Source organism: Clostridium drakei, from assembly GCF_000633595.2.
GTDB lineage: Bacteria > Bacillota > Clostridia > Clostridiales > Clostridiaceae > Clostridium_AM > Clostridium_AM drakei.
In genome coordinates this window covers 18,322-31,805 of the sequence record NZ_JIBU02000034.1, presented here as the reverse complement: position 1 = coordinate 31,805, position 13,484 = coordinate 18,322, and the positions used below count along the sequence as shown (strand labels likewise).

The 13,484-nt window shown below is 29.7% G+C and carries 11 protein-coding genes; all 11 read left to right on the top strand.

What is annotated here, in order from left to right:
* The first annotated feature begins 140 nt into the window (after positions 1-140).
* The 11 genes from EG57_RS0217190 to EG57_RS0217140 all read left to right on the top strand — a co-directional run bounded on the left by EG57_RS0217190 (position 141) and on the right by EG57_RS0217140 (position 13,443).
* On the top strand, positions 141-827 hold the full coding sequence (locus EG57_RS0217190) for a response regulator transcription factor (protein ID WP_032078388.1): 687 nt from the start codon (positions 141-143) through the stop codon (positions 825-827).
* Between the two features lies 1 nt (position 828).
* The gene (locus tag EG57_RS0217185) at positions 829-2,238 is read left to right on the top strand and encodes a HAMP domain-containing sensor histidine kinase (protein ID WP_032078387.1); all 1,410 of its coding nucleotides are present in this window, start codon (positions 829-831) and stop codon (positions 2,236-2,238) included.
* Between the two features lie 91 nt (positions 2,239-2,329).
* The gene (locus EG57_RS0217180; protein WP_032078386.1) at positions 2,330-3,514 is read left to right on the top strand and encodes a S1C family serine protease; all 1,185 of its coding nucleotides are present in this window, start codon (positions 2,330-2,332) and stop codon (positions 3,512-3,514) included.
* Positions 3,515-3,608: 94 nt separating this feature from the next.
* Entirely contained in the window at positions 3,609-4,172 is a 564-nt protein-coding gene (pth, locus tag EG57_RS0217175) for an aminoacyl-tRNA hydrolase (protein WP_032078385.1), read from the top strand.
* A 54-nt stretch (positions 4,173-4,226) separates the two neighbouring features.
* Positions 4,227-7,748 carry a transcription-repair coupling factor gene (mfd, locus tag EG57_RS0217170; protein WP_032078384.1) on the top strand — a complete coding sequence of 1,174 codons (3,522 nt, stop codon included), beginning with the start codon at positions 4,227-4,229 and terminating at the stop codon, positions 7,746-7,748.
* Between the two features lie 77 nt (positions 7,749-7,825).
* Complete coding sequence (locus EG57_RS0217165; protein ID WP_032078383.1) at positions 7,826-8,851, top strand: peptidylprolyl isomerase; 1,026 nt, start codon at positions 7,826-7,828, stop codon at positions 8,849-8,851.
* A gap of 153 nt (positions 8,852-9,004) precedes the next feature.
* Entirely contained in the window at positions 9,005-9,559 is a 555-nt protein-coding gene (gene spoVT / locus EG57_RS0217160; RefSeq protein ID WP_032078382.1) for a stage V sporulation protein T, read from the top strand.
* A 184-nt stretch (positions 9,560-9,743) separates the two neighbouring features.
* Positions 9,744-11,279 (top strand): putative polysaccharide biosynthesis protein, encoded by a 1,536-nt coding sequence (locus tag EG57_RS0217155; protein WP_032078381.1) that lies wholly within the window; start codon positions 9,744-9,746, stop codon positions 11,277-11,279.
* A gap of 16 nt (positions 11,280-11,295) precedes the next feature.
* On the top strand, positions 11,296-12,744 hold the full coding sequence (gene yabN / locus EG57_RS0217150) for a bifunctional methyltransferase/pyrophosphohydrolase YabN (RefSeq protein WP_032078380.1): 1,449 nt from the start codon (positions 11,296-11,298) through the stop codon (positions 12,742-12,744).
* Between the two features lie 86 nt (positions 12,745-12,830).
* Positions 12,831-13,124 (top strand): HU family DNA-binding protein, encoded by a 294-nt coding sequence (locus EG57_RS0217145; protein WP_158407996.1) that lies wholly within the window; start codon positions 12,831-12,833, stop codon positions 13,122-13,124.
* Positions 13,125-13,182: 58 nt separating this feature from the next.
* Positions 13,183-13,443 carry an RNA-binding S4 domain-containing protein gene (locus tag EG57_RS0217140; RefSeq protein WP_032078379.1) on the top strand — a complete coding sequence of 87 codons (261 nt, stop codon included), beginning with the start codon at positions 13,183-13,185 and terminating at the stop codon, positions 13,441-13,443.
* Positions 13,444-13,484 lie beyond the last annotated feature (41 nt).

Genomic DNA, 13,484 nt, shown 5'->3' with positions numbered 1-13,484 from the left:
ACTATTACTGCTTATAGTATGTGTGGTAAATTTAATAGTAGGTATACTAATATGTAATTTTAGTAGAATACTTAATATTAAAAAGTTTGTATATAATAAATTTAAAATACGAAATTTGATTAAATAAAGGAGATAGTGCAATGGAAGGTTCTATAGGAAAAATATTAATTGTAGATGATGATGAAAACATATGTGAAGTAATAAAGATGTATGTTGAAAACTCAGGTTATAATACTGAAGTTTGTCATGACGGAAGAGAAGCACAGGAAGTATTTTTGGAATATAAACCTGATTTGGTTTTACTAGATATTATGCTGCCTCATGTTGATGGTATAGATGTATTAAAGTGGATAAGAAAAGAATATGAAACACCAGTTATTATGCTGACTGCTAAAGGAGAAACTTTTGATAAGGTACTTGGTTTGGAGCTCGGAGCAGATGATTATATAGTTAAACCTTTTGAGCCTAAAGAATTATTGGCTAGAGTTAAAGCTGTTTTGAGAAGGTACAATGTGGATAATGAAAATAAGGAAGTATTAAGCTTTGAAGATCTAGCAATAGATATAAATTCTTATACTGTAGTTTATAAAGGACAAGAGATAAAAATGCCTCCTAAAGAATTTGAATTGGTATATTATCTGGCAAATAATAAAAATAGGGTATTTACAAGAGAGCAGCTTTTATGTGAAGTATGGGGATATGATTACCCAGGAGATTCAAGAACAGTAGATGTACATGTAAAAAGACTTAGGGAAAAATTGCAAGGAGGATCTAATTGGCAAATAGAAACAGTATGGGGTGTAGGCTATAAGTTTGAGGTGAAATAGTATGAAGGAAGGTTTAGTCTCTAAACTTGCAGCGACATTTATAGTAATAATTTCAATTAGCTTCATTATGACAGCTGCATTTCTGTCATATTGGTTTGAAGGGTACTATTTTGAACAGCGGAAAACACATCTTATGTCAGAGTCCCAGATTATAGGGACTGCAGCTGTTCAATACTTGGATGAAAAAATAACTGCAGATAAATTCAATGATACTTTAGTTTATATTGGTAAGTATTTATCAGCCGATATATGGTTAACAGATAGTTATGGAATTGTTTATGCAGTTTCTGATAATGAACATAAAAATATACTTGGCAAACAAGTGTTAACTAGTGATTTAGAACAATTGAGAGAAAATCATGTTATGGAGAGCAGAGGGAAATATGGGAAATTAATTACAGTTCCGGTTCATACTATTGAAATTCCTATTTTTCATAATGAAATGTTTAAAGGTGTAATAATAATGCATTCATCTTTAAGTGAAATAAAAGGGGCCTTAAAGAGAGTTTATGAAATAATATGGATTTCTGCTATATTTGCTATAATAGTTTCATGTATTGTAATATATTATATTTCACGAAAAATAATAATAAATCCCCTTGCACAAATTAATTATGTGGCAGATAAAATTTCTAAAGGAGAAGTGGATAGGAGGGTTAAAATAAATTCTAAAGATGAAATAGGTGTTCTTGCAAAATCATTTAATTCTATGGCAGATTCTTTAGAAAAAGTAGAAAAAAATAGAAGAGAATTTATTTCAAATGTATCTCATGAAATAAGATCACCTATAACATCTGTTAAAGGTTTTATAGGAGGGATTTTAGATGGAGTTATTCCAAAGGAAAAGGAGAATTATTATCTGTCTATAGCCTATGAAGAAATTCAAAGACTTACAAGACTTGTAAATGACTTATTAGATTTATCATCAATTGAAGCAGGTCAATTTAAGCTAAGAATTGAAGAAATTGATATAAATGAAATTATAAGATTGTGTGTAATAAAATTTGAAACTAAGATAAAGAAAAGAAAGCTTACTGTAGATGTATTAATGCAAGATGATAAGCTTTTAGTAGTTGGAGATAGAGATAGAATAACTCAAGTAGTAACAAATCTTACAGATAATGCAATAAAGTATGTAAATGAAGGCGGAAATGTAAAAATTAGTACCAAGGCAAAAGGAGAGAAGGTAATAGTATCAATATTCAATGATGGACCAGGGATATCAGAAGAAGGACTAAAGCATATATGGGATAGATTTTACAAAGAAGATAAATCTAGAACTTCAAAAGTGAGTACAGGACTTGGTCTTCCTATAGTAAGCTGTATAATTACACAATTAGGAGAAGATATATGGGCAGAAAATCAACAACCTCAAGGAGTTACGTTTACATTTACTCTAAAAAGAATTTAAAAAAATAATAACATTTTGTTCATAGTTATGTAAAAAAAATTTACTAGTATATATATAATGGATTAAATATATTTTTATGAGGTGCAATTTTATGGACGATAATAGAGAAAATAGAATTAAAGATGTGAAATGGCAAAGTGTAGAGAATGCTACAGGTGGAATAAAGTTTACTAATAGTAGAAAAAAAGCTAGGTTGAAAAGTCTAGCAAAAGGAGTTACATTTATATTAATAGCAGCTGTTTCAGGAGGAATATCAGGAGCATATGTATCTAATAAAAGATATTCTGATAAAGGTTATACACAAATAAATCAATCTTTAATTGAACCTAAAAATCAAGATAATCAAACTAAAATTGCAGACACCTCTAAAAATTCTATAACTAAAGTAGCTGAAATGGTAGGACCTACAGTAGTAGGTATAAGCAATAAAGCTGAAGGATATTTTGGATTACAGGATGTAGGAAGTGGTTCAGGAATTATATTTGATCCTAATGGATATATAGTAACTAATAATCATGTAATAGAAGGTGCTTCTAAAATTACTGTTAAGTTTTCAAGTGGGAAAATTTTAGTTGCAAAGCTAGTTAAAGCAGATAGCAGATCAGATTTAGCCATTATAAAAGTTGAAGCACAAAATTTACCTACAGCTAAATTTGGAGATTCATCTAAAGTAAAAGTAGGTGATACAGCTATTGCTATAGGGAATCCGTTAGGCCAAGAGTTTTCTGGTTCTGTTACGGCAGGAATAATAAGTGCTTTAAATAGAAAGATACAGTATGGTGATGCCATATATAAAGTTTTACAAACAGATGCAGCTATAAGTCCAGGAAATAGTGGTGGTCCACTTTGCAATAGTGCAGGTGAAGTTATAGGTATAAATAGCTTAAAATTAGGTGCAGATCAAAATGCAGAGGGTATGGGATTTGCAATATCTATAAATGAAGCAAAGAGCATAATAAACTCACTTATGAGTTATGGTAAGGTTTCAAGACCATTTTTGGGTATATATGGTCAAAGTGTAGTTTCACAGCAAAATAAAGTTCAAGGTGTATATGTTAATGAAGTAGTAAAAGAAAGTGGAGCAGCTTCAGCAGGAATAAAACCAACAGATATCATAGTAGAATTAGATAATAAAAAAATCTTACGATTTGAAGATTTATCTGATGTTTTAGATAAACATAAAATTGGAGATTCTATAAAGTGTAAAGTTTGGAGAAATGGCAAGACTATAGAAGTAAATATAGTTCTTTCCGATGTGAAAGAAAAAAATAAGTAAAGAGACATTTAGTCTCTTTATTATTTATGTCTTTTAGTATAATATATACCTTAGTGAATAATTAGTGTAGGGAAAGTTAGTTAGGAGTGAAAAAATGTTTTTAATAGTTGGCTTAGGCAACATAGGAAAACAGTATGAAAATACTAGACATAATGTAGGGTTTGATATTATAGATTTAGTAAGTGACAAGTATAATATATCTATAAACAGGGAAAAATTTAAAGGAATGTATGGAGAGGGAAGCATAGCTTCTAAAAAAGTTATATTATTAAAACCAAGTACATATATGAATTTAAGTGGAGAAAGTATAAGAGAAGTAGTAAATTTTTATAAGATCAGCAATGAACAAGTAATAATATTATATGATGATATAAGTTTGGAAGTAGGTAGGCTTAGAATAAGAGAAAAGGGAAGTGCTGGTGGGCATAATGGAATAAAAAGCATTATAACTAACTTAGGTACTGATGTTTTTCCAAGAATTAAAGTAGGAGTAGGACAGCCTAAGTCAGAACTAGTATCTCATGTTTTAGGAAGATTTAATATAGAAGACAGAGAAAAGGTTATTAAGGTTTTTGATGTTAGTGTAGATGCTGTAGAACATATAATAAAATATGGAGTAGACGAGGCTATGAATAAATTTAATAGTTTTAAGGTATAGAAACTATACCTTAATTTGACCAAAATTTTTAAAGTTTATAGGGTGGTTGTTAAAATGAGATTAGAAGGGCTTTTAAAACCTCTTAAAAATAGTAGGGAATTTAAAAGTATAATTAATAATATAGAAAAAAGTAAGTTTCCTGTAGGTATATTTGGACTTTCAGAGTCGGCTAGGGGATATTTAATAGATGGAGTGTATGAGGAACTAGACAAGCCTTTTTTAGTACTTACTCATAGTGATGTAGAGGCAAAAAGGTTGTATGAAGATTTATCTTTATATCTTACTAATGTTTATTATTTTCCTACAAAAGAAGTGGTTTTCTATAATATTTATGCAATATCGGGAGATCTTAGATGGGAAAGACTAAAAGTTATTAGGGAAATACTTAAGAGCGGTAAAAAGATTATAGTTACATGTATAGAGACGTTAGCTTCGAGCTATATTCCTGTAAACCTTTATAGAAATTATACCTTTAATATTTCTATAAAGGATATTTTAGATATAGAAGATTTAAAGCAAAAATTAATACAATGTGGATATGAGAAAGTAGAGATTATAGATGGTAAAGGTCAGTTTTCTATAAGAGGGGGGATAATAGATATATATTCTCCTATAGCTGCAGAACCATATAGAATAGAACTTTTTGGTAATGAAGTAGATTCTATTAGAAGTTTTAATTTACAATCACAAAGAAGTGTTGAAAAAGTAAAAAATATAGAAATTTTTCCAGCTAATGAAATAATTTTAGATAATGAAAGTATACAAAAGGGTCTTCAGGGCATGGAAAGTGATTTGAAACTTGTATGTGATAAGCTAAAAAAGAGAAAAGACAATGATGCATTAGAAAATGTTCAGCAAGAAGTTAAAAAAAATTTAGAATCTTTAAGAGAAAACTGGACTTTTGAAACTATAGATAGTTTTTTACCATATTTTTATGATAAGACTTCTTCTTTTTTAGACTATACAGAAGAGTATTTTATAATTTTGGATGATTTACAAAGGTGTAAGGGAAAATTAGACAGTGTTTACTTTGAATTTGAAGAAAATTATAAAAGCTTTTTACAAAGAGGTAATATTTTATCAAAGCAAAGTGAGTTATTGTTAAATAAATCTCATGTGTTTGAATCTTTAGAAGAAAAAGAAGTTATGACTATGGATGCTATACCTAAGTCTACAAAAATACTAGCACCAAGATCTATAATTAATTTTTCTCAAATAACATTGCATAATTATCATGGACAAATGGAGTTGCTCATACAGGATATAAAGGATAAAAAGGGAAAAGGAGTTAAAATAGTTATTCTTTCAGGAACCAGACCAAGAGGAGAAAGATTAGTAAATACTTTGCGAGATAATGATATAGAAAGTTCTTATAAAGATGTAATACATGATATTCAACCAGGAGAAGTTATAATAACCTTTGGAAGTCAGTTGAATGGTTTTGAGTATCCAGAGTTAAAAATATGTGTTATTTCGGATAAAGAGGTTTTTGGAGAGGCAAAAAGGAAATCTGCCAGTAAGGCATCTAAAAAAGGGATAAACAAGATTAAAAGCTTTGCAGAGCTTAAGCCTGGTGACTATGTGGTTCATGCAAATCATGGAATTGGAGTATATAAAGGAATAAAACAACTGGAACTTCAAGGACATAAAAAGGATTATCTTGAGTTAATTTATGAATCTGATGATAAATTGTATGTTCCTGTAGAACAACTGGACATGGTTCAAAAGTACATAGGAACTGAAGGAAAAATACCTAAGATAAATAAATTAGGGAGTGCAGAATGGGCAAAAGCAAAAAAGAAGGTTAAAAAGTCTATAGAGGAAATAGCTGAAGATTTAGTAAAGCTTTATGCTGTTAGATCAACATTAAAGGGGTATAAATATTCAAAAGATACTGTTTGGCAAAAGCAATTTGAAGAAGAGTTTCCTTATGAAGAAACTCCAGATCAAGTTACATCAATAGAAGACATAAAATTAGATATGGAGTCAGATAAACCTATGGACAGACTATTATGTGGTGATGTAGGATATGGAAAAACAGAAGTTGCTGTAAGGGCAGCCTTTAAGGCAGTAATGGATGGAAAGCAAGTAGCGTTTTTAGTTCCAACCACAATACTTGCACAGCAGCACTATAACAATTTTGTACAAAGATTTTCTGATTTTCCTGTAAAGATAGATATGATAAGCAGATTTAGAACGACATCACAGCAAAAATCTAGTATTAAGGCTTTAAAATTAGGAGAAATAGATATACTTATAGGAACACATAGAATTATTCAAAAAGATGTTCAATTTAAAGATTTAGGGCTGTTAATAGTAGATGAAGAGCAAAGATTTGGAGTTACACATAAAGAAAAAATAAAAAAGATGAAAAAAAATATAGATGTATTAACTTTAAGTGCTACACCTATACCTAGAACATTACATATGTCTCTAGTAGGTGTAAGGGATATAAGTGTAATTGAAACGCCTCCAGAAGAAAGATATCCAGTACAAACTTATGTAGTAGAATATAATGATCAGTTAATAAGAGATGCTATATTAAGAGAGTTAAATAGGGGAGGACAGGTTTACTTCGTATATAATAGAGTTGAAAATATTAAAGAAATGGCTTCTTATGTGGCTAAACTAGTTCCAGAAGCGAGAGTAGCTGTTGCACATGGTCAGATGCAAGAAAGAGAGTTAGAAAATATCATAGTGGATTTCATGAAAAATGAGTATGATATTTTGGTGGCTACCACAATAATAGAGACAGGAATGGATATTCAAAATGTAAATACTATGATAATATATGATTCAGATAAAATGGGGTTATCTCAATTGTATCAGCTAAGAGGAAGAGTTGGAAGAACCAATAGGATGGCTTACTGTTACCTTACATACAGAAAAGATAAAATTTTAACAGAAGTAGCTGAAAAAAGGCTTAAGGCTATAAAAGATTTTACAGAATTAGGATCAGGATTTAAAATAGCTCTAAAGGATCTTGAAATAAGAGGAGCGGGAAATATGATGGGTTCGTCTCAACATGGGCATATGGCAGCTGTAGGATATGACTTGTATTGTAGAATGCTAGAGGATACTATAAAGCTTGTAAGAGGAGATATAGATAAAGAACCAGTAGAAACAACTGTAGAATTAAAGGTAGATGCATATATTCCAACAAATTATATAAAAGATGAAGTACAAAAAATAGAGGTATATAAAAGAATTGCAGCTATTGATTGTTATGAAGACATGGAAGATATTGAAGGAGAATTGAAGGATAGATTCTCGGATATTCCACCTTCTATATATAATCTTATGAATATAGCCTATATAAGAAGCATAGGAAAGAAATTAGGAATTCAGGAGATCAAGGAAAAGAAGGATGAAGTTGTATTCAAGTTTGATAACAAAGAAAGAATGGAGGAAAATATGCTTAAAGGGCTTATAAAAGATTATAACAAAAAAATAAGTATAAAGTTATCAGATAATCCTGGATTTGGATATAAAATTAAGGAGGTAAAGAGAGAAAATTTAGTTTATAATATAAAAGAAATTATGGAGTATATGGCTAATATATGTCATAAAAAATAATTTTGTAGTAGGATAGTTTTTGTGTTAAAATTAATTTGTATTGCTAAAAAGCATTAATATGAATGGAGGAATAGGTTGTGAAAAGTGTAAAAAGATTAGTAAGCGCAGTTTTAATATCTGCATTTGCGTTTTCGACAGTTGGTTGTAATATGATAGCTAAAACGCCAGAAGCTATAAAAAATAGTGTTGTGGCAACAGTAAATGGAGAAAAAATCACTAGAGGTGAATTAGATAGTAATCCTAATTTAATGGGAATTGCAGCTCAAATTAAGCAGCAATATGGTGAAGACTATGAGAAAAATGATGATGCAAAAAGCATTTTAAAAGAGCAAAAATCAAAAATACTTGATAGTATGATAGAGTCAAAAGTTATTGAACAAAAGGCTAAAGAATTAAAAGTGCTTCCAGATGATGCAAAGTTAAAAGCTGAAGTTGATAAACAAATTAGTAATATAAAACAACAACAATTTGGAAATGACGCAGCTAAATTTCAAGCAGCTTTAAAACAACAAAGTCTTACAGAAGAAAATTTAAAAAATATGTATTATACTCAAATGAGAAATCAAGAGATAAGCACAAATGTTACGAATAATGTAGGAAAAGATGTTAAAGTTGATGATAAAAGTGTTCAAGATTACTACAAAAATAATCCATACAAGTTTACAGAAAAACCTAATAGAATACATACAGCTCACATATTAGTAAAAACTGAAGAAGAAGCTAAAAAGGTAAAAACTAGATTAGATAAAGGTGAAGATTTTGCTAAAGTTGCAAAAGAAGTTTCAACAGATACAGCTACTAAGGATAAAGGTGGAGATTTAGGATTTGTAAATTATGTAGATTCAGGTTTTGATGCTGCATTTATGGCTGGTGCGATAGCGTTAAAAAAAGGAGCTATATCAGCTCCAGTTAAAAGCCAATTTGGATATCATATAATAAAATGCGTAGAGAAAGAAGAATATCCTGTTAAAAAACTTGATGCAGTGAAGGCTCAAATAAAAACTCAACTTGAAACTGAACAAAAACAAAAGAAATATCAGGATAAAGTAGCTGAGTGGAAAAAGAGTGCTAAAATAAGTAAAAATGAAAAAAATCTTATATAAAAAAAATGAAAAAACACAGTATTTTGTATACTGTGTTTTTTTTTTACACAAGTAAATTCTAATTTAAATAACAATTGTGTATAAAATTTCATATTTAGAAAAATAATATTAACACAAGTTATATTTAAATTAGATTTTAGGAGGTAAGAAATAATGAAAGCAACAGGTATTGTTAGACGTATAGACGATTTAGGTAGAGTAGTCATACCAAAGGAAATAAGGAGGACTCTTAGAATAAGAGAAGGAGATCCATTAGAAATTTTTACAGATAGGGAAGGAGGAGTTATACTTAAAAAATATTCTCCTATTGGAGAATTAAGTGATTTTTCTAAAGGATATGCAGAATCATTACAACAGACTATAGGAAATATAGTTATGATATGTGATAAGGATAGTATAATATCTATAAGTGGTGCAACTAAGAAGGAATACTTGGAGAAAAAAATAAGTGATGATCTTGAAAAAATTATAGAAGATAGAAAGGCTATAAATTTTACAAGTGATAAAGAAAAGCCAGTGGCTTTATATGATGATGAAGAAGTTGAAGGGAAGTATTCAGCACAAGTAATTTCACCAATAATAGCAGAAGGTGATGCAATTGGTGCCGTAATTATAGTATCAAAAGATGAAGGAAAAAAGTTTGGGGATGTTGAAACTAAATTGGCTGAAACTGCATCATCTTTCATAGGAAAGCAAATGGAACAATAAATAATGGCAGCGTATGCTGCCATTATTTATTTGTCTTTTGCTACATAGGTGATTATTGACATAAATATAAAAAATATTCATGTAATTACAGTAATAATACCCTTAAAATTTAAATAATTATAAAAATGTAAAGTATTATTTAGAAAAGTTTGCTCTTACAAAAAGAACAATCGGGGGTATTTTTATGAAAAAGCAATCACTAATTAAAGGAACATTTATCTTAGGACTTGCAGGAATCATATCGAAATTTTTAGGATTATTTTTTAGATGGCCATTGCAAATGCTTATAGGAGACGAGGGAGTAGGATATTATCAAATGTCTTTTCCATTATATATGTTTTTTATTGCAGCAGCATCAGGAATACCTGTAGCTATATCTAAAATGGTATCAGAAAGAAATGCTATAAATGATCATGAAGGGGTAATTCAAGTTTTAAGAAAGGCAATGCTCCTTATGTTTATTTTAGGGGCTGGTTTTACGGCAATATTACTTATTTTTTCTAGACCTATTATAGCATTTTTAAAATGGGATGAAAAATCTTATTATTCATTAGTTTCCATTGCTTTTGCACCAATATTTATATCTGTAATGAGTGCATTTAGAGGATTTTTCCAGGGACTGCAGAATATGAACTATACTGCAATTTCTCAGATAATAGAGCAGATAGGAAGAGTTATAATTGGAGTTGGACTTGCTTATATACTTCTGCCAAAAGGGATAGAATATTCAGCTGGAGGAGCAGCACTTGGAGCAGCTGCAGGAGGACTATTTGCAGGAATTTACTTGTTGGCAAAGTATATAAAAATAAGAAAAGAATTTAAAGTTAATGTAGTGCATGATGATATAGATATCATGAATAAGCTGCTATATATAGCTATACCAGTTTCCTTGGGTGCAGCAGCAAGCAGTATAATGAGTCTTATAGATTCTGCAATAGTTCCACAAAAGTTATTACAGGCAGGATTTAATTATAAACAAGCAACTATATTATATGGACAACTTACAGGAAAAGCTTTTATTATGATAAATGTTCCATTAACACTTTCAGCAGCACTTTGTGCTTCTTTAATGCCTATAATTGCAGAGACATATATATTGAACAGAAGGTTTGAAGTGATGAATAAAGTGGATTTAGCCATAAAGCTTTCAATGGTTATAGCATTGCCATCCTGTTTAGGATTATATAATCTTGCTTATCCAATTTTAAATTTAATATTTCCAGGACAATCTGATGGATTTAAAATATTGCAGTATTCAGCGATATCTGTTCCATTCATAATTTTGGCACAAACTTCCACAGCTATTCTTCAAGGAGTAGGAGAATATATAATGCCAATAGTCAATTTAGCCATTGGATGTGCTATAAAAACAGCAATTACACTGCAAGTAGTTTCTATACCTAGTATTAACATTTATGGTGCTGTAATAGGTAGCATATGTGGATATATCGTAGCTTCTATGTTAAACATGATGTTACTTAAAAGAAAATTGAAGATTAATATAAACTATTTTCAAACAGTTATAAAGCCTGCATTTGCATCTACTTTAATGATAATAATTGTTGTAATTATTTATATGAATGTCTATAATTATACCATAAGCAGTAGAATAGCGTGTCTTGTAGCTATACTTTCAGGTATTATTGTATATAGCATATTTATATTTATATTTAGAATATTTAAATATGATCATGTTAAAAATAGGATTTTTAGAAGATAGAGGTGGAATAATATAAATGATAAAAATAGTTGGTCTAGGTCCTGGAAATAAAGAAGCCATGACTATAGGGACTTTAGAAGTTTTAAAAAATAATGATAAAATTTATTTAAGAACAGAAAAGCATCCTACGGTGCAGTTTTTAAGAGAATATGGTATAAAATTTGAAACTTATGATCATAAATATGAACAAGGTGAAAATTTTGACCAAGTATATGAATCTATAGCTGATGATTTAATCAACAAGGAGCTAAAATATGGTAATATTGTATATGCAGTACCAGGTCATCCATTAGTAGCTGAAAAATCTGTTAATTTATTGATACACCTATGTAAGAAAAAAGGAATAGAAACAGAAATATTTACAGCTGTAAGTTTTATAGATGTTCTTATGGAAAGTTTGAAAATAGATCCTATAGAGGGAATAAAAGTAATAGATGCTTTTGATATGAAAAGCCAAGTTTTAGATAAAAGAGTAGGAACTATAATAACTCAGGTGTATGATAAATTTATAGCTTCTGAGGTTAAATTAGCTTTAATGCAATACTACACTGATGATAGTGAAGTCTATTTTGTAAGAGCAGCTGGAGTTAAAGGATTAGAGAGCATTAGAAAGATGCCATTATATGAAATAGATAGGCAGGAAGATATAGACTATTTAACTTCACTATATATCCCTAAAAATCTGGATATAAGAAAAGATTTTAATGATCTATTAGACATAATAAGCATATTAAGAGCAGAAAATGGATGCCCATGGGATAAGGAACAAACTCATGAAAGTATAAAGAAATGTCTTATAGAAGAGTGCTATGAAGTATTAGAGGCCATAGATGAAAAAGATGATGATAAACTTGTTGAGGAGTTAGGAGATGTATTACTTCAAATAGTTTTCCATTCACAAATTGGTAAGGAAGAAGGATTTTTTAATATTAATGATGTGGTGGAATGTATTTGTAAAAAGATGATTGATAGGCATCCACATGTATTTGGCAATATAGATTTAAGTACATCTGAAGAAGTGTTGGTAAATTGGGATAGCATAAAGAAAAAAGAACAAGGTCTTAATAGTTATACAGAAGAGTTAAAACATGTACCTAAAAATCTACCAGCATTAATGAGAGCAGAAAAAGTTCAAAAAAAGGCAGCAAAGGTTGGGTTTGATTGGGATAAAGTGGAAGATGCATTGGATAAGGTTTTAGAAGAATTTTATGAAGTAAAGAATGTATATAAAGGGAAAGAAAGGGTAAAAATAGTAGAAGAAATAGGGGATTTAATATTTGCTTCGGTAAATATTGCTAGATTCCTTGACATTAACCCCGAATTTGCATTAAATTATACTATAGAGAAATTTATTAAGCGTTTTGCATATATAGAAAAAAAAGCAAAGTCTAAAGGTGTCGATATGATCAATATGACATTAGAACAGATGGATGACCTTTGGGAAGAATCAAAAGTAAAAAATTAAAGTTTTTTTATGCAAAAACGATGAAAAAAAAGGATTTTTCAAATTAATGAAGAATAAGCTAGTATGTAAACTAAAGCATACTCAATATTAAGGAGGTAAAAAAGGTGAACAAATCAGAATTAATTGCAAGTATAGCAGAAAAATCAAAACTAACAAAGAAGGATGTAGAAGTAGTTTTAAAGGGTTTTATAGAAAGCGTTGAAGAAACACTTGAAAAAGGTGATAAAGTTCAACTAGTTGGATTTGGAACATTTGAAACAAGAAAGAGAGCTGCAAGAGTAGGCAGAAATCCAAGAACTAAAGAAGAAATAGAAATACCAGAATCAACAGTTCCAGTATTTAAAGCTGGTAAAGAATTTAAAGATAAAGTAAACAAATAATATTAAAAAAACCTGGGTGTAAATCTGGGTTTTTTGTTTTAAAAGAGGGGAAATTAAAATGAGGTTAGATAAGTATCTTAAAGTTTCGAGAATAATAAAGAGAAGAACAGTGGCAAAAGAGGCTTGTGAAGGGGGAAGAGTAAGTATAAATGATAAAATGGCAAAGCCTAGCACAGAGGTTAAAGAGGGTGATATTATAGAGATTAGATATGCTAGTAAAGCTCTTAAAGCCAAAATTGTAAATATTGCACAGCATGTTACAAAAGAGAATGCACAGGCAATGTACGAAATTATATCTGGACAAGAGGATGAAGAATAGATTAAAGATATAAGCATAATTTCAATCTAGTAATATCCCAT

Bases quoted from the DNA above. Each gene is read 5' to 3' on its own strand.
- EG57_RS0217190 (WP_032078388.1), top strand. From the start codon at position 141: ATGGAAGGTTCTATAGGAAAAATATTAATTGTAGATGATGATGAAAAC.
- EG57_RS0217185 (WP_032078387.1), top strand. From the start codon at position 829: ATGAAGGAAGGTTTAGTCTCTAAACTTGCAGCGACATTTATAGTAATA.
- EG57_RS0217180 (WP_032078386.1), top strand. From the start codon at position 2,330: ATGGACGATAATAGAGAAAATAGAATTAAAGATGTGAAATGGCAAAGT.
- pth (WP_032078385.1), top strand. From the start codon at position 3,609: ATGTTTTTAATAGTTGGCTTAGGCAACATAGGAAAACAGTATGAAAAT.
- mfd (WP_032078384.1), top strand. From the start codon at position 4,227: ATGAGATTAGAAGGGCTTTTAAAACCTCTTAAAAATAGTAGGGAATTT.
- spoVT (WP_032078382.1), top strand. From the start codon at position 9,005: ATGAAAGCAACAGGTATTGTTAGACGTATAGACGATTTAGGTAGAGTA.
- EG57_RS0217155 (WP_032078381.1), top strand. From the start codon at position 9,744: ATGAAAAAGCAATCACTAATTAAAGGAACATTTATCTTAGGACTTGCA.
- yabN (WP_032078380.1), top strand. From the start codon at position 11,296: ATGATAAAAATAGTTGGTCTAGGTCCTGGAAATAAAGAAGCCATGACT.
- EG57_RS0217140 (WP_032078379.1), top strand. From the start codon at position 13,183: ATGAGGTTAGATAAGTATCTTAAAGTTTCGAGAATAATAAAGAGAAGA.